The following is a 22,380-nucleotide window of genomic DNA, read 5'->3' as shown; positions in this document are numbered from 1 at the left end:
CGTTCACCATTGCTTAGTGGACCTCGTCAGGGTGATCGGCAATTTCGTGAATAGCGAGTACCAGCGCCAGTTTCGACCAACCGGTCGGCAGCGCCGGCGTGACCAAACGGGGTTACTTATCCTCGGTGCGTCACATGTGCGCTTCGTCAGCGGTATAGCCTGCCAATCCCTCCACAGCCGTTTTGACGCTGCGAAAAGCTCGAGGCGTGAGGGGGCAATTTAACCCAGGAATCCCGAAAACGGCACTTCCGCTTTCGGCCCCGAAATTGAAATCCGAGGCACCCCGCCATCACCCCGGAAAGATCGTAAACCCGCCATCGACGCGGAGCACCTGCCCATTGATAAATCGTGCGCGGGGGCCGGCTAGAAAGGCCACCGCCTCGGCGATCTCCTCCGGCTCGGCATAGCGGTTCAGCGACTTCCTGCTCGAATCCATGCGCTCCGGATCGACCGTGCGGGTCGCCTGGAAGCGTGCCGTCTTCGTGGCGCCTGGGCTGACCGCGTTGATGCGCACGCCGTCGTCGATCAGTTCCTTGGCGAGACAGCGCGTGTAATGCACGACCGCGGCCTTCAAGGTGGAGTAAACGACCTCGGGCGAGCAGCCGAGATGTGCCGCCGCGGAAGCGATGTTGATGACGGAGCCGCCGCCGCGCTGCTTCATCGGCGGCACGAAGGCCTGGCAGACCAGCATCGTGCCGATCAGATTGTTCTCGGTGAGCACGCGGATGTCGTCCAGTTCGATGTCGAGGGCGTTGTTCGGGTTCGGCTTGCCGCCCTTGGCGCCGATGTCGCCGCCAGCGCAATTGACCAGCACATGGACGTCGCCGAGATCGGCCTCGATCCTGCGCTTCATCTCGGCCACCGCCTTCTGGTCGCCAATGTTGCCGGTCACCGACGTGACCTTCGTGCCGTGCCGCTTCAGGCGCTCGACCACTTCGCCGAGATTGGCGAACTCGCCGTACTTCGCCGGCGCTTCCTCGTCCATGTCGTGGATCGCGACATTGGCGCCGAGTTCGGCCAGGCGCTCGGCCATCACGCGGCCGAGGCCACGGCCGGAGCCGGTTACGAAGGCGGTCAATCCATCGAGTTCACGTGCCGTCATCGGATATTCTCCATCAGTTTGCGCATGTTGGCGGCGCTGCGCCGGATCATGTCGAGCTCATAGGAAACCAGTGAGACGTCGGCTTCGCGCTCCCAAGGCGTGCGGCAGTCGGCATCGTCGGGCAGCCGGTTGCGCTGCGCGGCCGCCAGGCAGGCGGCAAATTCGCGTGCCGTCTTCTGCGGATAGCCGCGCCACCAGTCGTCGCTGAGATAGCGGACATGCCGGGCCTCCAAGGCGCCCGGTTCGAGAACGGCGGTCATGCGATCGTGGTGCTGGCCAAGAATGGCGAACAGCTTGGCAAACGGCACCGCACCGTCGCCGATGGCGCAGCGGATCAGCCGGTAACCTTCGGTCGTGAACTGCACGCGGTAATCCTTGAGGTGGACATGGCGGACATAGGGGGCGATCACCTTCGTAAAATCGAGCGGCGCTTCGCCGACCGGGAACGTGTTGCCGGTGTCGAAGGTGACGCCCACACTGTCACCACCGAGGGCGCAGAAATCGACGAGTTCCCGGCTGGTAAAGTCCTGGTGGTTTTCGATCGCAAGGACATACCCTTCGGCATTCGCGCGGGGACCCCATTCCACCAATCGCTCTCGAATGATGCCGACGTACTCGCTCCATTTTTCGCCGGCCGCGTTGCGGTCGCCGCAGAGAACCGGCGTCAGCGCTGTCCGGATGATTTTGGCCTTGAGCAGGCGCGCGGCCCGAAAGGCATCGTCGAGCGGTTCGCCCACCAGCAGGCCGCCGCTGACGACCGGCGTGATGCCAATACCGGCGAGCCGTTCGCGCAGCGCGATCACCGCGTCGTCGGAAAGCTCGCTCAGCCATGGCACCCAGATCTCCAGCACGCGCGCGCCGAGTTCGGTCGCGAGCGCGATGAAACCTTCGAGCCCCGCAGGTCTAGGATTGGCGCGTGGCGTGCCGCGGCCCTGGAGGCCGAGATGATAGGTCAGGCCGTAGGGGTTCAGGCCGACCTCGAGCATGAAGCGATCCTTTGAGTCAGGTGTGGTCATCTCAGGCCGGCATCCACGGTGATCGACTGCTTGGTGATCATGCGGCTGTCGTCGGCGGCGAGGAACAGCACCGTGCGCGCGATCTCCTCGCCGAGCAGAACCTTGCGGATCACCTGGCGCTGCACGACCTGGTCGACCGAACCTTGGGTCTTGTACCAAAGCTCCCGCTGCCGGTCGGTGATGACGGCGCCCGGCTCGATGGCGTTGACGCGGATGTTGTCGGGGCCAAACGCCCGCGCCAGCGCGAAGGTCAGCCCGACCACCGCAGCCTTGGCCGCCGCATAGGGCGCCATCTCTGACGCGCCGAAACGCCAGGCGATCGAGGAAAAATTGACGATCGAACCAAAGCCCACTTCCTGCATGTGCGGATGCACGGCCTGAGCGGCAAAGAAGTGGTGCCTGAGGTTCACATCCTGGGCGTGGTCCCATGTCGCCTGGGTCACGTCGGCGACCGGCTGGCGATTGTCATCGGCGGCGTTGTTGACCAGCACCGCGACAGGCCCTAGGCGGTCGCGCACCGTGCCGATCGCGGCCTGGAGGGCGGGGATATCGGTCACGTCGCAGCGCAGGAACAGGGGCGCGTGCGCTGCCGCGGCGGCGAGTTCCCGCGCGAGCGCCTCGCCGGCCTCCTGCTGCAGATCAAGAAACGCCACTCGTGCGCCATTGGCGGCGAAGGCGCGGACCGTGTCGGCGCCGATGCCCGACGCACCGCCGGTGATCAGCACGACACGCTCGGACAGGCTCGGATAGGTGGCGAAGGACAAGGCGGAACTCTTTTCAGATCAAGCTTCGGTCAGATCGGGTCAGATCAGATCAGGCGTTGGGTCGTCGGGTCGAACAGGCAGGCACGCGCCATGTCGATGCCGAGCGTCACCGTCTCGCCCATAAGCGGCGTGCCGTCGGGGTCGAAACGGCCGGTGATCTCCTTGCCGCCCAGGCGCAGGACGGCCATGGTCTCCGCGCCTGTCGGCTCGACCAGTTCGACCACTGCATCGATCTGCGCGATGCCCGGCTTGCGGCGCGCGAGGTCGGGATCGAAGCGGTAGATGTGTTCGGGACGGATGCCGAGCACAAGCTGTCGCGGCGTGTCGGATGGGAGCGCCTGGACGATCGGCAGGCTGGCCGTCTTGCCGTCGGCGGTCTGCAGGACGACAGTCGGGCGGCCGTCTTCCTGGCTCAGTTCCGCGGCCAAAAAATTCATCGCCGGCGACCCCATGAAGCCGGCGACGAACATGTTGGCCGGACGGTTGTAGATCGTGGCGGGATCGTCGAATTGCTGGACCTCGCCCTGGTGCATCACGGCGATGCGCGACGCCAGCGTCATCGCCTCGACCTGGTCGTGGGTGACGTAAACCGTGGTCTTGCCGACGCGGTGATGCAGCTTCTTGATTTCGGTGCGCATGTCGACGCGCAGCTTGGCATCGAGATTGGAGAGCGGCTCGTCGAACAGGAACAGTTTGGGATCGCGCACCAGCGCCCGGCCCATGGCGACGCGCTGGCGCTGGCCGCCCGAAAGCTGTCCGGGCTTGCGCCCTAGCAGCGGTTCGATCTGCAGGAAGGCGGCAACCCGCTTGACGGCCTCGTCCTGCTGCGGCTTCGGGACGCGGCGGCTTTCCATGCCGAAGGTGATGTTCTCGCGCACCGTCATCGTCGGGTAGAGCGCGTAGGACTGGAACACCATGGCGATGTCGCGGTCCTTCGGCGGCACCGAATTGACCAGCCTTCCGTCGATGCGGATCTCGCCGGAGGTAACAGATTCGAGCCCGGCGATCATCGCCAGCAGAGTGGACTTGCCGCAGCCGGACGGTCCGACCAGCGCGATGAACTCGCCGTTCCGCGCTTCGAGATCGATGCCCTTCAGCACCTCGACCGCGCCGAAGTTCTTGCGCAGCGATCGGATGGTCAATGTCGACATGCGATGCCCTTCTTGGCGGACGGGACGATCGGCGACAGGAGACAGGCTCCGCTCACTGGATCGCGCCTCACTTGACGGCGCCTCACTTGATCGCCCCTTGGGTCAGGCCACGAACGAAATACTTGCCGCCGAAGAGATAGATCAGCAGCGGCGGCAGCGCGCCGATCAGCACGGCGGCGCTCATGACATCGTAGGCGCGCACATTGGTGCCGCTTGCCGTCAGCGCGACGAGCGCTGCCGTGATCGGCTGTTGCTGCCCGGAGGTGAAGACGACGCCGAACAGATATTCGTTCCAGATGCCGGTGAACTGCCAGATCACCGTGACGATCAGGATCGGCGAGGAGAGCGGCAGAATGATCTTGCGGAAGATGCGCCAGAAGCCGGCGCCGTCGATGCGCGCCGCCTTGATCAGGTCGTCGGGGATGCTGACGTAGTAGTTGCGGCAAAACAAAGTGGTGAACGAAATGCCCTGGATAACGTGGATGAGGACGAGCCCGTAGACCGAATTGCTGAGGCCGAGATTGCCGAGGATGAACGCCCACGGCATCAACGAAATCTGGCCCGGAATGAAGACGCCGAGCAGCATGCAGGTGAACAAAGCTTCCGAACCTCTGAAGCGCCATTTCGACAGGATGTAACCGTTCATCGCGCCGACCGCCGTCGAGATGATCGTGGCCGGGATCGTCATCTTCAGGGAGTTGTAGAAGTTGCGCTGCATGCCCTCGCAGGTGCCGCCGATGCAATAGGTGCTCCAGGCCTGGCCCCAGGCATCGAGGCGGAAGCTGCGCGGCAGCGAGATCAACCCGTTGCGCGCGATCTCCTGCTGGTCGCGGAATGAATTCAGCACCACCACCAGCAACGGGACCAGGTAGATCGCCGCGAAGACGACCAGCAGCCCATAGATGGCGAAGCGGGTGAGAAAATGCCGGCGCGACGCGACTGCGGCAGCGCGACGGTCGAGCGACTGGTCCAGGGAGACGTCAGCCATGGCCGGCTTCCTTGCGCCGGCGCCAGACCACCCAGAATGAATAGGGCACCAGCACCACGGCAACAGCGGCAAGCATCATGATGGCGGCGGCCGCACCTTCGCCGATCTGGCCGCGTTGGAACATCAGGTCATAGACGTAGATGGCGGGGAAGGTGGTCGAGATCCCCGGGCCGCCTTTGGTCAGGGCCGCCACGAGGTCGAAGGTCTTGATGGCGAACTGGATCTGGATGACGGCGACCGCCAGGAAGATCGGCGCAATGGTTGGCAGAAGCACCTTGCGATAGATGCGGAACGTCGATGCGCCGTCGATCTGCGCGGCCTTGACGAGGTCCTGATCCACCGAGCGCAGGCCGGCCAGGAACAGCGCCATGGCAAAGCCCGAGGCCTGCCAGACACCGGTGATGATCAGCGCGTAGATCGCATAGTGCCGGTCGCTGGCGAGTGCGAAACTGAAGCTCGCCCAGCCGAAACCGCGCACCATGGCCTGGATGCCGTCGGTCGGATTGTAGAGCCAGCTCCAGACCGTGCCGGTGACGATGAAGGAGACGGCCAGCGGATAGAGGAAGATCGTGCGCCAGGCCGCTTCGCCGCGCACGCGCTGGTCGATCAGGATCGCCAGCAGCAGTCCCACCGCCATCGAGCCGACGATGTAGAAAGCACTGAAGAAAAACAGGTTGTTGTAGGCGATGTTCCAGCGCCGGTTCGCCCACAGCGACGCGTAGTTCTCCAGGCCGACGAAGCCGTAGGTCGGCAGCAGCGAGGAGTTCGAGACAGAGATGTAGAGCGTCCAGCCGGTGAACACGAAGACGTAGACGAAGCTCGCCACGAGAGAGGGGCCGAGCACCAGCAAGGGCATCGCGGAGCCCAGCCGCTCGCGCCAGGGGCGGGCGGGTGCCGGTACCGACAGGATCAGGTCGTGATTTGACATTCAGGGCACGGAAATTGGCAGAGCACGGGACTGGAAGGGAGGACGGCCGGGCGGATAGGCATCGCGCCCGGCCGTTGCCATCTATTTCTGTGCTTCCGCCGCGTCGGCCATCGCATTGGCGCCATCCTCGGGCGACATGTCCGGCGTCGCCACGAACTCGGTAATGGAGTCCATGATCGCGCCGCGCATCTTCTGCGGGATGGTCATGTTGTGCGCCATCGAGCGGACCAGCGTGCCCTCCTTGATCGAAGCCTGCAGATCCTTCTGCGAGAGCTGCTGGCACGGATTGAAGCCCTTCGACAGATCGATATCCAGGCGTGCGGGGATCGAGCCCTTGGCCTGGTTGAAGACCGTCTGGAAGTCGGGCGACAGGATCAGGCTGGCCAGCAGCTTCTGGCCGTCGATGTAATCCTGGTCCTTCTGCTTGAAGAACACGACCGAGTCCGAGTTGAGGATGAAGCCGGGTTTGCCCCAATCGGTCGGCGCCTGGGCGCAGACATAGTCGGTGCCTTCCTTGAAGCCAGCGGCGGTCAAAAGGCCGATCGTCCAGTCGCCCATGATGTGGAACGCCGCGTCGCCCTTGCCGACGAGCGCCGACATCGAATCCCAGTCGCGGCCGACCATGCCCGGATCCATGTACTTGCTCGTCATCAGGCGCATCTGCGTGAAGGCCTTGACCATCCCCGGGCTGCGCATGGACTCGACATCGCCTTCGACGAAGGCCTTGCGGTAGAGATCGATGTCCTGGCCGTAGAGCACGACCTCGAACACCGTCGAATCCGTCCAGTCGGCGGTCGAATGCGAGATGCAGATCTTGCCTGTGGCGACGATCTTGTCGCAGGCCGCATTGAACTCGGCCCAGGTCTTCGGCATTTCCGCCACGCCGGCCGCCTGCATGACCTTGGGCGAGGCCCAGAGCCAGTTGATGCGGTGGATGTTCATGGGCGCGGCGACCCATTTGCCGGTCGGCTTCATCACCGGAAGCAATTCCGGCGCCACCACTTTCTCCCACCCTTCCGAGGCCGCCAACTCGTCGAGATCGGCGGTCATGCCGGTCTCGTTCCATTCGGCGATTTCCGGGCCCTTGAGCTGCACGGCAGGCGGGGCATTGCCGGCGATCACGTCGGCGCGCAGCTTGGCCAGCGTATTGGCGGTGTGGCCGGCGATCGAGGTCTGTTCCCATTTGCCGCCCTTGGCGGTGAACATCTCGCCGAGCTTGGCGATCGCCTGGGCGTCCGATCCGGTCGCCCACTGGTGCAAAAGGTTCGTCTTGGGTTCGGCGAAGGCTGCCCCGGCGAAAAATGTGCACGCAGCAGCGGCCGCAAGCGCGGTCATGACGGACTTCATCGTTTCACTCCCATATCGTGTTGCACGGTTCGTCTCGACCGCTTATGGCCGCGGTTTGAAGCCGCCGCCGGCGAGATGCGTCAATCTCGAGTTCTTTCCAAGATGACATATTGGAGCTATCAGTCAACGATGTTTATGTTGAGCCATGACAAAACCTTCGCTTAGAACCTGGCTGATCGACAGACCCTCCGCGTCGCCGGAGAGCATGATCGTGCGCTGCCTGAGCGAGCGCGGCGCACTCTCCGCGTTGCAGATCGCACGCGCCACCGGTCTGGCGCGCTCGACGGTGTCAACCGCGCTTAACGGCTTGAAAAAGTCTGGAATGGTGATCGAAGCCCCGACCAGCCGCGACGGCATCAGAGGCATCGGCAGGCCAGCCGCGGCGGTGACGCTCAATCCGACAGCGGGCACCTGCGTCGGCATTCACCTGGCTCTTCAGCAGATACGGCTCATCGTCGCCGATGTCTCGCATTCCGTCATTGCCGAACAAAATATTCCAATGGCGCTGGACTACCAGCCGCAACAGGCGGCCCAGGCGGTCAAATCGGCAATTGCCCAATCTTACAGGGAAAACGGTCTGCCGGTGGCGGGGCTCCTGGGGGTTGGTGTCTCCGTCTCCGGTCCTGTCAGCCGCGATGGAGTGGTGCTGCGCGCCAGCATGGTTCCAACATGGGCCGGCGTCAACATACGAGATGTGTTCGGCCCCGTTCTGGAACAGCCGATCTTCGCCGACAACGAGAGCAACTGCGCGGCCATTGCCGAGCTGATGTGGGGTGCGGCCGTCGGCCAGGACGATTTCGTGCTGTTCAAGATCGATCTGGGTGTCGGCGGCGCCATTGTCCAGCATGGCCGGCTGGTGGCGGGCGTCGCCGGCGGCGCCGGCGAATTCGGGCACATCAGCATCGATCCCGGCGGCGACCTTTGCCGCTGCGGCAATCGCGGATGCCTGGAGCTCTACGCGAGTTTTACCCGGCCGCTGGAACAGATTTCGCGTGTCGTTGGGCGGCAAGTCACCATGGACGATGTCATCGCCATGGCCGAGCAGGGCGACGTCAGGGCGTTGCGGATGATCGAGGATACCGCCGAGATCGCCGGCCGGGGTCTCGGCCTGATCGGCTCGGTGCTCAATCCGCCGCTTATCATCATCGGCGGCCACATGGCTTTGGCAGGGGACATTCTGTTGACGCCGCTGATCGCGTCCTATGAACGCCATACGCTGATCAAGTCCCGCGATATCGCTCCCGCCCTGCGCACGCGCATCATCGTTGGCAAGCACACCGAGAACGATGCCTTGCTGGGCGCGGTCGGCCTCGTTTTGAGACACCAGACGAAGGAACTGTCGCTGGGGTGATCGTCAGGACCTGCCTGTGCTTGTTCAAGTCAATTGCACGTGTCGGCAGCCTTGAGCGCTTCGGCGCGGGACGATTTGGGCAAATCCGCGATCCGCCGGACAGAAGCGTAAAACCTCGGATAGTCGCCGGAACACAGGTCGAACAAGCGAAGAAAGGCCGGAACCTGTTCACCGTAGACAGAAGTTGCGGCGAGCTTGGCGTTGTTGATCGGGGCAGCGAACCAGGCGTCGTATCCCCGGTGTCCCGCCCAGTGCCTGTCGCGCATCCGCCGATAGCGCGCCCGCATCCTCTCGATCGCGGCTGCCTTGGCAGTCGCCATCTGCTCCGGGGTACGGGGACTACCATAGACCTGCCTTAGCTCGTCGCGCGTCTTCGCCACCAGTCCAAGAAAATCGGCGCTGCGCTTGCGATCGGCTTCGTAGCGGCGCAATCCGGCCCGGTCGCCGGCGGCGCGGAGCCATTTCCTGACGCCGCTGGTTTCGACGGCAACGGCGAACGCCTCGTTGAATGCGGAATCGCCATCCACATAGAGGCGCTGATGCGCCAGTTCATGAAAAACAAGGCTTGCGAGATAGGTGTCGTCCTGACGCAGCATGGTGCTCAGCAGCGGGTCACTGGACCAGCCAAGCGTGGAATAGGCGGTGACGCCCGAGACATAGACGTCCAGGCCCTGCCTTTGAAGTTCGACTGCGTTCTCAGTCGCGGATTTCCGGGAGAAGTAACCCCGGTATGGAACGCAGCCGAAAACCGGAAAGCACCATGTTCGTGGCGCCAGCGAGAATTGCGGCGCGGCAAAAACGGCCCAGGTCACGGCGTCGCGATGGATGTCGACATAACTGCGGTAGCTGTTGTTTTCGGGCAGTGCCAGTTCATCCGTCGCAAACCGTCTTATGGCGCTGGCCGACGTCAATTTGGCGCGCAATGCCTCAGGCGTCGAAGGATCACGGATGAGTTTTCCAATATTTTTGCGGGCGGCCATGATCTGCGCGTGACCCTGCAACGACTGCGCGTAGTAGGAAATGGTCGTGCAGCCGGTCGCCCCGGACGCGATGATCGCCGCGGCAAGCATCTGAAGAACGCGCTTCACTGTTTGCCCACCCTTGCCCATCTCCCCATGCAGCAAACGTCCTGGTCACCCTCAAACAGGAGGCACCGGTTTCCGTCAAGAGCTGCAGGGGCAGGGGGCGACACCGACCTGGGCAGGGCAATGCGGGCATTCGCCTAGGATTGACGATAAGTCCACCGCAGGGCGGAGCGGGCGAGATACGGACCGTCCGTTGGGACGCCGTTCCCCCAAGCTGCCGCGCGCTACTGGTCCGAAAACCTCACGCTCACGCCGCGCTGGCGAAAATAAGCCTGCATCAACTTACGGCCCGAGCGGTTGTTCTGCGCCAATTTGGCCGGATCGAACACCGCCTGTTTTGCGCCCTCTCGTGTCAGCGCAGCCTTGAGCGTCGCGATATGAGCGTCGATGTCGGCATTGTCCGCCCGCAGCGAGGCATAGATACTTTCGGTCGCTTCGGCCACAGTCGGTTCGCTCACAGATGTCGTCCTTTGGTTGGTTGGGCGGCGGCTTTACCACAGATTTGCGGCTCCGACGATATCGACTGAACCGTCAGAGCACAGCGCCCAGGGCGCAAAACCGCAAAACGTATGTATTCGGCCCTGCTAAACATTGCCCGGCAGGCGAATGGGTCTAACTATCGCTAGGAAACGGGGGGAATCACGTGGCTGCCAATCGTCGAAACGACATCTCATCGTCCGAGCGGGGGCTAGGACGGATTCTTGCGGCAGGCAATGCCCATCCGCGCACAGCTCTGCCTACCGTGGCAACCATCGTCACGACAGTAGCTGCGCTGTATTTCGGTCGTGAGGTGTTCCTACCCATTGCCATCGCGCTGCTTTTGACCTTTGCGCTGGTGCCGATGGTCTCCGCACTGAAGCGTGTCGGCTTGCCTCGGCTGCCCGCAGTGCTTCTGAGCGTGATTGGCGCGTTCGCGGCCCTGGGCCTGTTCAGCTTCATTGTTGCGACCCAGGTAAGCGAGCTTGCTCAGAACATTTCCGTCTACCAGACAAACATTCTGACCAAGGTGCGTTCCCTCAAGGAGACGGGGGTTGGTGGCGGCATAATTGCCAGGCTGAGCGGGGTGATCGAGCGCGTCGGTCAGGAGATCGACAAGCAGGATGTGGCGCCGCCTGCGGCGGACAGGCCCCGGCGCGAGCCTGTTCCCGTCGAGATCGTCGCCCGCGAGAGACCTCTGGAGGTATTGCAGAACATCATCGGACCGTTGATCAGCCCGCTGGCATCAGCTGGCCTGATCATCATCGTCGTCATCTTCATGTTGCTTGAGCGCGAGGATCTGCGCGACCGGTTTATCCGCCTCGTCGGCTATGGCGACCTCCATCGCACAACGCAGGCATTGCAGGATGCCGGCAAACGGGTTGGCCGCTATCTGATCATGCAATTGGTGGTCAACATCGTCTACGCGATACCAATCGCGGTTGGCCTTTGGGTGCTCGGCATTCCCAACGCGCTGCTGTGGGGATTGCTGGCACTGGCGCTGCGCTTCGTTCCCTATATCGGCCCTGTTATCGGCATGCTGCTGCCCTTGTTTCTGGCCTTGGCGGTTGCGCCCGGCTGGTCGCTGGTGCTGTGGACCGCCGCACTGTTTGTCGTCATGGAATTGGTAACCGGCAACGTCATCGAACCGTGGCTCTATGGCTCGCGCACGGGACTTTCTCCTTTGGCAATCATCGTTGCGGCAATTTTCTGGACATGGTTGTGGGGGCCGCTCGGCCTGGTCCTTTCGACGCCGCTGACAGTTTGCCTCGTCGTCCTCGGGCGACATGTTCCGCAGTTCGAATTTCTCGACGTCCTGTTTGGCAACGAGCCCGTCCTTGAAGCTCACGCCCGGCTCTATCAACGGCTCCTGGCCGGCGATCCCGACGAGGCGACTGACCATGCCGAGGAGATCCTCGAGGAGAAGTACCTGATCGATTTCTACGACACGGTCGCCATTCCTGCTCTCCTGTTGGGCGAGCAGGACCGCATGCGTGGCGTGATGGGCGATCAACAGCGAAGGCAGGTGGCGGCGAGCGCCCAAATTCTTGTGGCAAATCTTGCCGACGATGCACAGGAAGAGGCAAGCGAGGAAGATGCGCCGACAACCGCCGCCGAAGGGACCGCGAGCAGGGAAACAGATGGCATCGAAGAGGAAGAGATCGAACTGCCCGACGGCAAGGACATGTCGGTGCTTTGTGCCGGCGGTCGCGGCGAACTCGACGATGCCGCTGCCGCCATGCTCGCTCAGGTGCTGGAGGTGCAAGGTGCTACGGTGGCGAAGGCCAGTTTTGTCGATATTGAGCCGGCAGGTATTCGTCGTCTCGAACTAGAGGCGATCGACACCGTCGTGGTCGGTTTCCTGAACCGGGATTCGCTCAAGCATGCCCGCTTTCTGGTCCGGAGACTGAAGCGCGCCAAGGCAGGTTTGAGAATTGGGATTGTGTTCTGGTCAGACGCGGAGCAGGGCGATGTCGGGCAAGAAGGGCAAGCTTTGGCCGCCGACATCAGCGCCGATTTCGTAGCCCACGGCATGGTCAACGCTGTGCTTGGCGCACTTTCTCCAGCGCCGGCCGTTCCCCTCAAAGTCGTTTCGAAACGCCGCGATCGACGCCGTCCGGCCCCTCGAAAACGGATCCCGGCCCAGGCAACGGCCGCAACAGCCTAGCCGCACCGCCATGTCTCAGATTCCTGCGCCGGCGCTGGAATCTCTGGTGCGACGGCAAGATCGTCCCCACTCGCAAACCATGGAACAATCTCGCGGCCTTGCGGTTCCTAACATCGAAGGAGAACCTCCATGCTTAGATTCCTTATCCGCCTCGGCGCGATCTACGCGGCGTTCCAGATCGGCCGAGAGTTCGGCCGCAAGGAGACCGAAATCATGCTCCTGCCGCCGCCCGTTGACTACGAGCGGCACCCGACGTCAAGAAACGAAACTGATTTCGGAGAGGCATAGGACTGCTCAATCTGTCTGGTCGATCTGGCCCATGCTGGCGCCGTCCCTGTCAGGCGCATTATTGGTGCGCAGCGCGAGCAAGGCCGAATGGCTGAAGCCGGGACTGGTCGGCCGGGTCAAGAGGTCGAAGGGCGAAGAGGGGCTGCGCCGCGCAAAGCTACCGGATTCCTGGGAGGATAACCAAAGAGCGCGGTCAGTCTTGGGTATATTGTACGATTGTTACCCAAGCGGCGGCCGAGATGGACTCTCTTCGTTGTGGAACTACATTGCCACAATGGCTCAGCTCTTTGAATCCGCCCCAGTGAACGCTTCATATCAGCTGATCGTGGACCACTATGAGACAGCGGTTTCACTCCAGGAGCGCATTGTAACTCGCGTTCGACAACGCAATTTGTCAACGAAAGGTGATGACGAATTCCTGGAGCATCTGAATGCCGTCTTAGCGCGGGTGCGCCAACGCTTGGCTCAGGCCGATCAACGCAATTAATTAAAAATGGGACATCCGCGGTCCGCAGGCATAGAGTGTGCCATCGACGGCAACTCCAAGGGCGTCCGTCGGCTGTGAGCGATCAACATGCTTCCGCCCCGATAGGGAGAGGGAGCTATGACAGACTCCAGGTCACAAACTCACACTGGCGCGCAACGCGACACCGGCCAAAATTCCATCTATCGCAATTCGCTGCTGCTTCGAATGTGCTCGGCAGATTTGGCATTGCTGCAACCTCATTTCGAAAGCGTCTCCCTTGGGCTGAAGACGCATCTCGAAGTGGCGGGGTCACCGATCAGCACCGTGTACTTCTTCGAGAGCGGTCTCGGGTCAGTGGTGGGCGAGCTGCGGCCTGGTATCGAAGCTGAGATCGGAATCATTGGTTGTGAGGGCATGACCGGCTCAGCGCTCGTCATGGGCGATGACCGATCAACGCACGATTGTTACGTGCAATTAGAAGCCCGAGCCTTTGGTATAGACGCGGGCCTCTTCAGCAAGGCGCTTTTGACAAGCCCAACCCTGCGAACTTTTCTGCTCCGCTACGTTCACTACTTTCACCTCCAGGCAAGCTTCACCGCTCTCGGCAATGCCCGGATGAACATCGTCGACAGGCTCTCAAGATGGCTGGTGATGTGTGATGATCGCGTCGACGGGAACCGCTTTGCGATTACGCACGAGTTCTTATCAGTCATGCTCGGTGTCAGGCGGCCCGGCGTCACCATAGCGCTGCAAACCTTGGAGGGCCAAGGTCTGATACGATCGATGCGAGGAGAGGTCGTCATCCTTGATCGCGCCCGTCTCATTGCGCTTGCCGATGGGTCCTATGGCAGGGCTGAAGCCGAATACGCTCGGCTGATCGGCCAACTGCATTGACCAAAGGCGCCCCGCGCCTTTTCGACGACCAACTCCGGATCGATTTGCGGTGATGGGACAGCCCCCATTGAAGGGAAGCGGAGTGTATCGCGGCCGCCGAAACCCTTGGTGACAGGCCGCGCCATTACGCCCCAATTAGACCAAAGGTGCTCAGAGCACGGCTATCCCGTCATCTTCTGCTGGCCGGCGGTCATGGCTATGAGAGCCCGGATCACCTCTGCAGGTCCGGCGGGTTTCATCACTCTTACGCCGGGCGAGAACGCTTCGTGGGTTTCCTCGACCCCCAGGCCGGAATAGACGACGAAAGGAACCGCCCGCGCTGCCAAGGTTTTTGCCGCGTCAACAGCCTCGCCGTCCGACAGCCTGACGTCCAGGATCGCTGCGGCGGGGGTATGGTCAGCAAGAAAACGTTTCGCCTGGGAACATGTCGCCGCCAATGCCACGGCAAAGCCCGCCTCCGAAAGAGCGGACTCCATATCCAGTGCTATCAAGGCTTCGTCGTCGACGACAAGGACCAAGGGTTTGCCCATGCGCGGATGATCGCACGTTTGTAGATGGAAGACGAGTCGAGGCTAGGTCCCTTTTAGGGTCCAGTTCCCGTATGCCGCGGGTCGAGATCCCGGGCGATGGGAACCAACTGATCCAAGCCGCATTATGTTTGGTTGGACTGAAAAAGGTGTTTGGGATGCATGAAGCAACACAGGCGACTGTTGTCGCCTTCGAAAACCCGGGAGTGTCCAGCAATGACAGTCTGGATTTCGATTACAAGGATTTCTTCGAAAACGGCGCCGTTGCCCTGCATCTGGTGAACGCAAACGGCGTGATCGTGCATGCCAACCAGGCTGAGCTCGACCTTCTCGGCTATCCCGCAGAGGACTACCTCGGTTGCCACATCGCCGAGTTCTATCCCGACCGGGACGTCATAGAGGACATTTTGGGTCGCCTTGCCAATGGCGAGAAGATCGTAAGATATCCGGCGCGATTGAGGGCCAGCGATGGATCGATCAAGCACGTCGAAGTCACCTCAAGCGGACATTTCCGGGACGGCAAGCTGATCAACACCCGGTGCTTCACGGTCGATGTAACCGACTTGGTGCACACCCGCTCGGAGCTCAGGCAGCATGACAGTACCTATCACCAGATACTCGACGGCCTTCCCGTCGCCATCTACACGACCGATCAGGATGGGACGATCACCTACTACAACCGCGCCGCGGCCGATCTGGCAGGCAGGGAGCCTGAAATCGGCAAGGATAAATGGTGCGTGACGTTCAAGCTGTTCACTGCCGACGGCAAGGAATTGCCGCACGATGAATGCCCGATGGCCATCGCGCTCAAGGAGAACAGGCCGGTCCGCAATCAGCAAGCTGTTGCGCAGCGTCCCGATGGATCGTTTTTTCCGTTCCTGCCCTACCCGACACCGCTGCGGGACGAGCACGGCGCTCTGATTGGCGCCGTCAACATGCTGCTGGACCTGACGGACCGCCAACGTGCCGAAGAAACCAGGCAGCACCTCTCAGCGATCGTGGAATCCTCATTTGACGCGATCGTCAGCAAGGATCTCAACACCATCATAAAAAGCTGGAACCAGGGCGCCGAACGGCTTTTCGGCTATACCGCCGACGAAGCGATTGGCCGGTCGGTGACCATGCTGATCCCCGAAGACCATCAGGACGAGGAACCCCGCATTCTCCAACGCATTCGCCGCGGCGAGCGCGTCGAACCATTTGAAACGACCCGCCAGCGCAAGGATGGCAGCCTGGTTCCGGTTTCGCTGACGATATCGCCCGTGCGTAACGCAACCGGGCAGATCACCGGCGCATCGAAGATAGCGCGAGACATCACGTCGGCGAAGGAGAATGAATATCGCATCCGCATGCTGATGCGCGAGGTCAACCACCGGGTGAAGAACCAGTATTCGGTCATCCTGTCGATGATCCGGGAGACCAACAAGCGATCGGAGACGCCAAAACAATTTGAAACCCAGGTGCGCGAGCGCATCATGGCGTTGTCGCGATCTCACGACCTGCTTGTATCGGCGGATTGGAAGGGTGCCACGATCAGCGACCTCTTGGCGGCCCAGGTCGAGCCTTTCCCGCGGGGGGATGTGATCGAAATGTCGGGCCCATCATTGGTGCTCAGTCCCAACGCAGTTCAGTATCTCGGGATTGCCTTCCACGAATTGGCGACCAACTCGGCCAAATACGGGGTTCTCTCAGGGGACAATGGCCGGATTTCGGTCGCATGGGGCATCACCGGTTCCGGTGCTTCGAGGCTCTTTCACCTCACCTGGGCCGAAACCGATGGTCCGCAGGTTCAGACTGTCGGACAAGGTGGCTTTGGAACCGTTGTGCTGAAGCGGGTTGCGCCCGCAGCGGTCAGTGGACAGGGAAATCTCGAACACGGTCCGCATGGCATAACATGGAGCCTGGAAGCGCCTTTGGCTTCCGTAGCAGCTTCTGCCGTCCATGAAGCTTAGAAGCACGAAGCAGCCCTGCGACGAGCATTCGTCAATTTGAAGCCCTTGATGCGGCCTTTGCCTCGCGAAAACCCCGTTTCCGCTAAAGATCGCCAGAGCCATTGCTAAAGTCGGCAGAGCAAATCACCGGCAGAGGGCGCATTTCGTTGCACGGAACGGGACAGGACCGGCGTAGCCAGAGGCGAGGTAACTATGGACATCGACGAGTTCCGTGCGACCCTTCAGGGAGTAGAGCCCCCGGCGAATCTTGGGATGGCGCTCCACGCTCTATGGTGGGATAGACAGGGCGATTGGGAGCGGGCGCATGAGTGTGTGCAGGCCAACGAATCTGATCCGGCCTCTGTATGGGTTCATGCCTATCTGCACCGCAAAGAAGGCGACCTTTCTAATGCAGCCTACTGGTACCGCCGCGCCGGGCAGCCTGTGGCAACTGGCAAGCTAGACGCAGAGTGGGAGTCGATTACAGAATCACTTCTTGCAGGATAGTGAGGGGTCGCTCAAGGGGCAGCCTAGCGCCTCATCGCCCCCGTAGAGGCGAAACTCACCTCCGCCCGATGGGATCGGCTGGAGCCCAGGAGGTCCGAACGTTTCCGCATAAATTGATGCAGCGAGATTGTTCTCGCGATTCCGTAAGGTCTCTGTTTAATAAGCTATATCTAATATTGACTATTTTCTGTCGCTCAAAAGTCGCAGACTTCATTTTACTGATCACCGTTAGCTTCTTGGTAGCTCTCATGACTATAAACTTCTTGCGGGCGAATAGCTTTCATGCTGCCTTCGCGCACTCAGGAATCAGGGAGCTTAGGCATGGCGGAGCGGATTGCGCGTGATGGGTTTTGGGTTTTGCATCTCGCGCGCTTGCCGCAAGTCGTGTCGCTTCGCTCCAGCACTTCCGCCTTGACGATCCTAACTGTTGCCCTTGCGCTGAGCGCCGCGCCGGCTCGGGCAGATGGCGGCAATGGTAGCAGCGCAGGCGCTGGACAAGGTGGCGTTGACGGCGCGCTCGCGAGTGCCACGGGTCAGAATGCCGCCAATGGCGCGACCGCTGGTGGCGGTGGTGGCGGCATTGACCTCACGACGGGTGACGGGGCGCCAGGAGGATCGGGAGCGGTAAGTGGGACAGCCAACAACCCAAATGGCGTTGCCGGTGCCACTGGTGCTACGGGTCTGGTCATCTCGACAGACGGGACCATTGCAACCAGCATCAGCGGCGGGGCCGGCGCTTTGGGCTCCCCTGGCACGAATGGCGTCGTCAGGAGCGGCGGCGGTGGCGGTGGCGGTGTGGGCGTCAGTGCCACGGCCGACGTTACAGTCACTGGCACAGGATCGGTGAGTGGTGGCACTGGCGGCCGAGGTGGGACCAATGGCAACAGCGGCAGCGGTGGTGGCGGCGTCGGCATATTCTCGTCCGCAAACGTGTTTGTAGAGGCGGGCGGCAGCGTTACCGGCGGCACGAGTCTTTCCACAATTGGGGTCCAAGCAGGTGGTGGCGGCGGCGCAGCTGCCATCGTCCTGATGGGCGGCGGGACAATCCAGAACAGCGGGAATCTGCTCGGGGGTGCCGGTGGAAGAACAGTTCTCGGCGGCGGTGGGGACGGTGGCGCCGCTGTTCTGCTGCTTTCAGGTGGAACCGTCATCAACAAGCTAGGTGCGACGATCGTTGGCGGCAGTGGCGGTCAGGGCTCCTTGGCAGGCGGCGATGGCGCCGCAGGGATCAAGGGCGCCAACATCGCGGTCATCAATGCGGGTACGATCAGCGGCGGTGCCGTCGGCACCGGTGGCGGAACGCCGGCAGCCGGCAAAGCCATCCAGTTCACCGGCGGCGTCAATTCGCTGGAGATTCAGGCCGGCTCCACCATCACAGGCAATGTGGTCGCTTTCAGCGCCGCGGATACATTCAAGCTGGGTGGCGATATCAGCGCCAGTTTCGGTGTGTCGCAGATCGGCGCTGGCGCCAAATATGACGGGTTTGGGTTCTACGAGAAAACCGGAAACAGCACCTGGACCCTAACGGGGACGACAACTGCCGTCACGCCTTGGACCTTGTCCGGCGGGACCCTGCAAATTTCGAGTGACAACAATCTGGGCGCCCTCTCGGGCGGCTTGACCTTCGACGGCGGCACGTTGCGCACGACCACCAGCTTCGCCACCAATCGCAATGTCCTGATCAATTCGACCGGCGGGTTCGACACGGTGGCAGGCACGCAGTTGGACGTGTCAGGCCAGGTGACCGGCACCGGCACACTGGTCAAGAGCGGCGCCGGCACGCTCAACGTCACCAATTTGTCCAACAGCTATACGGGTGGCAACATCGTCAATGCAGGAACGCTTGCCGGCAACACCGTGGCGATCCGTGGCGACATCCTGGACAACGGCGCTGTCTCGTTTCTCGACCTCGGCCCCCACACCTTCGGCGGAAATATCTCCGGCTCGGGCAGCGTCGACATCGAAGGCTTCGGCACGCTGACGCTGACCGGTGCCAACACCCACAGCGGCGGCACCAAGGTCGGGACCGGCAAAAGCATCTCGGTCGCGTCGGACCAGAATCTGGGTGCCGCTACGGGCCTGCTGACACTCGACGGCGGCGAACTCGGCACGACAGCAAGCTTCGCCATGAGCCGCGATGTCAAGCTCACTTCCGCCTATGGCTACTTCCGCGCGGCGGCGGGTACGACGCTGACCGCGAATGGCGAGCTGACCGGCGTGGGCGGCGTCTACAAGGAGGGCGCCGGCACCCTGGTGCTCAAGGGCGACAGTACCTATTCCGGCCGCACCACCGTCGACAGCGGCAAGCTTATCGTCGAGGGCTCGCTCGGCAGCACCGAAACGACGGTCAACAGCGGCGGCACGCTGGGCGGCTCCGGCTCGATCGGCGGCGCGGTGATCGTCGCCGATGGCGGTGTGCTGGCGCCGGGGTCCAGCCCTGGCACGCTTACGGTCGGATCGCTCAGCCTGAGCTCCGGTTCTATGCTCGACTACGAGCTCGGCCAGGCGGGCATTGTCGGCGGCGGTGTCAACGACCTGATCGAGGTGACCGGCGCGCTGACGCTGGACGGCAGCCTCAACATCACCGATGTCGGCGGCTTCGGGCCTGGCGTCTACCGGCTAATCAATTATGGCGGCGCACTCACCGACAATGGTCTCGAGCTCGGCAATCTGCCGGCCGGTGTCACGGCCGCCGACCTGACGGTGCAGACCTCCGTCGCCAACCAGGTCAATCTCGTCAGCAGCGTCGGCACCGACTTGCTCTTCTGGGATGGTGACGCGGCCGGCAATGCCAACAATGATCTGGTCGACGGCGGCAACGGCACGTGGACGGCGACAAGCCTGAACTGGACGACGAGCACCGGCCTGGTAACTGGCGCGATGAAGCCGCAGCCCGGCTTCGCCATCTTCCAGACGCTCGGCGGCACCGTCATCGCCGACGGCAGCGCCGGCGCGCTTGCGATTACGGGCATGCAATTCGCCGCCGATGGCTACCGCATCGAAGGCGACGCCATCACGCTTGATGGCGCTGGCGGCGAGAGCATCATTCGGGTCGGCGACGGCACGGTGGCCGGAGCAGGTTACACCGCCACCATCGCCTCCGTGCTAACCGGGACCAGCAGCCTGACCAAGACCGATGCGGGCACGCTGGTGCTGTCCGGCGCCAACACCTACACGGGCGGCACCACCGTCCTGGGCGGCGTGCTATCTGTTTCAGCCGACAACAATCTCGGCGTTGCCGCTGGCGGCCTGACGCTCTCCGGCGGGACGCTGCGCAACACAGCGGCGTTCAGCTCGGCGCGCGACGTCACGCTTTCGTCGGCCGGCGGCACCTTCGACACTGTGGCCGACCTGACCTTGTCCGGTGCGATCTCTGGCGCTGGCAGCCTTGCCAAGACCGGCGCCGGCACGCTGACGCTTACGGGAACGAACAGCTATGGCGGCAACACGTTGGTCAGCGCTGGCACGCTGGTCGGCGATGCAACCTCGATTCGTGGCGACATCGGCAATTCCGGCACTGTCGTGTTCGACCAGGCGGCGGACGCCAGCTTCGCCGGCGATATCTCCGGCACCGGCGCAATGATGAAGGATGGCGCCGGCGTGCTGACGCTGTCAGGCACGTCGCTGCTGGACTGGACCGTCAATCAAGGCGGCCTCGTCTCGGCGGCCGAGCGCTTCGGTGGCGATGTCGCGATCGGCGCCGGCGCCTCCTTCACATTCGACCAAGTGGCCTCCGCCAGCTATGCCGGCGTGCTCTCGGGCGCCGGTACGTTCATCAAGGACGGCCAAGGCACGCTGCTGCTTGCGTTGGACAACTCAGGCTTTACCGGCGCCACTGCGGTCAGCGGCGGCACGCTTGCCGCGGGCGCTGCGAACGCGTTCAGTTCCTCCTCGCAGTTTTCCGTCGCCTCGGGCGCCACGCTCGATCTTGCCGGCACGTCCCAGACGATTGCGGGGCTGAGCAACGCCGGAACGGTGCGCATCGCGGGTGGCGTCCCAGGCGACACACTTACCGTAAGCGGCGACTATGTCGGCAATAGCGGCGCCGTCGTTCTCAACGCTGCGCTCGGTGGTGACGGTTCGCCGACAGACATGCTGGTGATCGCCGGCAACACGTCAGGGACGGGTACCCTTCAGGTCGTCAATTTCGGCGGGTCGGGCGCCCAAACGGTCGGAGGCATCAAGATCGTCGACGTCGGCGGCGTCTCGAACGGCAGCTTCTCGCTCGACGGCAATTATACCTTCGAAGGCGATGCAGCGGTCGTCGCGGGCGCCTATGCCTACAGGCTTTACCAAGGCGGCGTCAGCACACCGGCCGATGGCGATTGGTATCTGCGCTCGGCCCTGGTCAACGGCGATCCCGATCCGCAGCCGCTCTATTCGCCCGGCGTGCCGCTGTACGAGGCCTATGAAGGGGTGCTGCAGGCGTTCAATGAACTGGGCACCATGCAGCAACGCATTGGCAATCGGTCGTGGGGCGAGGGTGCTACGCCGCAAGGTGCGGACCTGCCAGGCCAGGGCTCGGTCGACGGCAAGGCGATATGGGCGCGCATCGAAGCTGCCCATGCCGAGATCAAGCCGGAGACGTCGACCTCCGGCACGAACTATGATGTGACCACCTGGAAGCTGCAGGCCGGCGTCGATGGCCTGCTGCACGAAAGCGACGCCGGTACCCTGATCGGAGGGATTACGGCCCACTACGGAACCGCGTCGTCGGACGTCTCCTCGATCTTCGGGGCAGGGTCGATCGCTGCCACCGGCTACGGCGTCGGCAGCACGCTCACCTGGTTCGGCAGCGGTGGCTTCTACGTCGACGCGCAGGCCGAGGCGACATGGTATGACAGTGACATCCGGTCGGCCACGCTGGGCACCACGCTTGCGGACGGCAACAACGGTTTCGGCTACGGGCTGAGCATCGAGACCGGACAGAAGATCGCCCTCAACGGCAACTGGTCGCTGACGCCCCAAGCCCAGCTTGTCTATTCGTCGGTCGACTTCGACACGTTCACCGACCCGTTTGGCGCCGTCGTGTCGCCCGGCAGCAGCAACAGCCTCGTTGGCCGCCTCGGCCTCTCCGCGGACTATGAAGACCAGTGGGTGGACGAAGCGGGGCAGGTAAGCCGTACGCACATCTATGGGCTCGGCAACCTTTACTACGACTTCCTCGACGGAAATGATGTCGATGTGTCTGGCACGAAGCTGGTCAGCGAAAATCAGGCGCTGTGGGGCGGTGTCGGCCTTGGTGGCTCGTTGAGCTGGGCGGACGGCCGCTACGCAGTCTTCGGGGAAGGCACCGTGCGGACAAGTCTCAAGGATTTTGGCGACAGCCATGCCCTGGGCGCCAAGCTCGGGTTCGCTGTGAAATGGTAGCGGCGATCAAGATGGACATGT

The 22,380-nt window shown here is 62.6% G+C and carries 19 protein-coding genes; 9 read left to right on the top strand and 10 right to left on the bottom strand.

What is annotated here, in order from left to right; genetic code table 11:
- Positions 1–289 precede the first annotated feature (289 nt).
- The 7 genes from NKI06_RS21865 to NKI06_RS21835 all read right to left on the bottom strand — a co-directional run bounded on the left by NKI06_RS21865 (position 290) and on the right by NKI06_RS21835 (position 7,296).
- Positions 290–1,102: an SDR family NAD(P)-dependent oxidoreductase gene (locus tag NKI06_RS21865; RefSeq protein ID WP_352987096.1), complete on the bottom strand. Its 813-nt coding sequence runs from the start codon at positions 1,100–1,102 to the stop codon at positions 290–292.
- Positions 1,099–2,088, bottom strand: coding sequence for a sugar phosphate isomerase/epimerase family protein (locus NKI06_RS21860; protein WP_352987094.1), 990 nt, complete (start codon positions 2,086–2,088; stop codon positions 1,099–1,101). The genes NKI06_RS21865 and NKI06_RS21860 overlap by 4 nt, the downstream gene beginning before the upstream one ends.
- Before the next feature lie 26 nt (positions 2,089–2,114).
- Positions 2,115–2,882: an SDR family NAD(P)-dependent oxidoreductase gene (locus NKI06_RS21855; protein ID WP_352987092.1), complete on the bottom strand. Its 768-nt coding sequence runs from the start codon at positions 2,880–2,882 to the stop codon at positions 2,115–2,117.
- Between the two features lie 44 nt (positions 2,883–2,926).
- Positions 2,927–4,033 carry an ABC transporter ATP-binding protein gene (locus NKI06_RS21850; RefSeq protein ID WP_352987090.1) on the bottom strand — a complete coding sequence of 369 codons (1,107 nt, stop codon included), beginning with the start codon at positions 4,031–4,033 and terminating at the stop codon, positions 2,927–2,929.
- An 82-nt stretch (positions 4,034–4,115) separates the two neighbouring features.
- Positions 4,116–5,021 (bottom strand): carbohydrate ABC transporter permease, encoded by a 906-nt coding sequence (locus tag NKI06_RS21845; RefSeq protein ID WP_023671100.1) that lies wholly within the window; start codon positions 5,019–5,021, stop codon positions 4,116–4,118.
- Complete coding sequence (locus NKI06_RS21840; protein ID WP_023683164.1) at positions 5,014–5,949, bottom strand: carbohydrate ABC transporter permease; 936 nt, start codon at positions 5,947–5,949, stop codon at positions 5,014–5,016. Before NKI06_RS21840 ends, NKI06_RS21845 begins: the two co-directional genes overlap by 8 nt.
- An 81-nt stretch (positions 5,950–6,030) precedes the next feature.
- Positions 6,031–7,296, bottom strand: coding sequence for an ABC transporter substrate-binding protein (locus NKI06_RS21835; RefSeq protein ID WP_023683165.1), 1,266 nt, complete (start codon positions 7,294–7,296; stop codon positions 6,031–6,033).
- A gap of 145 nt (positions 7,297–7,441) precedes the next feature.
- Between NKI06_RS21835 and NKI06_RS21830 the strand changes: the two genes are divergently transcribed.
- Positions 7,442–8,647: an ROK family transcriptional regulator gene (locus NKI06_RS21830; protein WP_352987087.1), complete on the top strand. Its 1,206-nt coding sequence runs from the start codon at positions 7,442–7,444 to the stop codon at positions 8,645–8,647.
- A gap of 29 nt (positions 8,648–8,676) precedes the next feature.
- Here the strand turns inward: NKI06_RS21830 and NKI06_RS21825 are convergent, their stop codons facing one another.
- Both NKI06_RS21825 and NKI06_RS21820 read right to left on the bottom strand, forming a co-directional pair.
- The gene (locus tag NKI06_RS21825) at positions 8,677–9,756 is read right to left on the bottom strand and encodes an aminopeptidase (RefSeq protein ID WP_352987084.1); all 1,080 of its coding nucleotides are present in this window, start codon (positions 9,754–9,756) and stop codon (positions 8,677–8,679) included.
- A gap of 200 nt (positions 9,757–9,956) precedes the next feature.
- Positions 9,957–10,190, bottom strand: a complete 234-nt coding sequence (locus NKI06_RS21820; RefSeq protein WP_023671105.1) for a hypothetical protein — start codon at positions 10,188–10,190, stop codon at positions 9,957–9,959.
- 185 nt (positions 10,191–10,375) lie between these two features.
- On the opposite strand from NKI06_RS21820, the gene NKI06_RS21815 reads away from it, so the two are divergent.
- The 4 genes from NKI06_RS21815 (at position 10,376) to NKI06_RS21800 (ending at position 14,024) form a co-directional block, all read left to right on the top strand.
- Complete coding sequence (locus NKI06_RS21815) at positions 10,376–12,376, top strand: AI-2E family transporter (RefSeq protein ID WP_352987082.1); 2,001 nt, start codon at positions 10,376–10,378, stop codon at positions 12,374–12,376.
- 129 nt (positions 12,377–12,505) lie between these two features.
- A complete protein-coding gene (locus tag NKI06_RS21810) occupies positions 12,506–12,664 on the top strand; it encodes a hypothetical protein (protein ID WP_023744144.1) in 159 nt (52 codons plus the stop codon).
- Positions 12,665–12,695: 31 nt separating this feature from the next.
- Entirely contained in the window at positions 12,696–13,151 is a 456-nt protein-coding gene (locus NKI06_RS21805) for a hypothetical protein (protein WP_352987080.1), read from the top strand.
- Between the two features lie 117 nt (positions 13,152–13,268).
- A complete protein-coding gene (locus tag NKI06_RS21800) occupies positions 13,269–14,024 on the top strand; it encodes a Crp/Fnr family transcriptional regulator (RefSeq protein WP_352987078.1) in 756 nt (251 codons plus the stop codon).
- Between the two features lie 161 nt (positions 14,025–14,185).
- On the opposite strand, the gene NKI06_RS21795 is transcribed toward NKI06_RS21800, so the two are convergent.
- Positions 14,186–14,554, bottom strand: a complete 369-nt coding sequence (locus tag NKI06_RS21795; protein WP_352987076.1) for a response regulator — start codon at positions 14,552–14,554, stop codon at positions 14,186–14,188.
- A 71-nt stretch (positions 14,555–14,625) separates the two neighbouring features.
- On the opposite strand from NKI06_RS21795, the gene NKI06_RS21790 reads away from it, so the two are divergent.
- The 4 genes from NKI06_RS21790 to NKI06_RS21775 all read left to right on the top strand — a co-directional run bounded on the left by NKI06_RS21790 (position 14,626) and on the right by NKI06_RS21775 (position 22,359).
- Positions 14,626–16,503, top strand: a complete 1,878-nt coding sequence (locus tag NKI06_RS21790; protein WP_352987074.1) for a PAS domain S-box protein — start codon at positions 14,626–14,628, stop codon at positions 16,501–16,503.
- A gap of 192 nt (positions 16,504–16,695) precedes the next feature.
- The gene (locus NKI06_RS21785) at positions 16,696–16,989 is read left to right on the top strand and encodes a hypothetical protein (RefSeq protein WP_023704064.1); all 294 of its coding nucleotides are present in this window, start codon (positions 16,696–16,698) and stop codon (positions 16,987–16,989) included.
- 472 nt (positions 16,990–17,461) lie between these two features.
- On the top strand, positions 17,462–17,617 hold the full coding sequence (locus tag NKI06_RS21780; RefSeq protein ID WP_156033724.1) for a hypothetical protein: 156 nt from the start codon (positions 17,462–17,464) through the stop codon (positions 17,615–17,617).
- A 215-nt stretch (positions 17,618–17,832) separates the two neighbouring features.
- Positions 17,833–22,359: an autotransporter outer membrane beta-barrel domain-containing protein gene (locus NKI06_RS21775; RefSeq protein ID WP_352987072.1), complete on the top strand. Its 4,527-nt coding sequence runs from the start codon at positions 17,833–17,835 to the stop codon at positions 22,357–22,359.
- Positions 22,360–22,380 lie beyond the last annotated feature (21 nt).

The organism is Mesorhizobium sp. M0772 (genome assembly GCF_040320135.1).
Taxonomy (GTDB): Bacteria; Pseudomonadota; Alphaproteobacteria; order Rhizobiales; family Rhizobiaceae; genus Mesorhizobium.
This window is presented reverse-complemented; position numbering and strand designations above follow the sequence as displayed.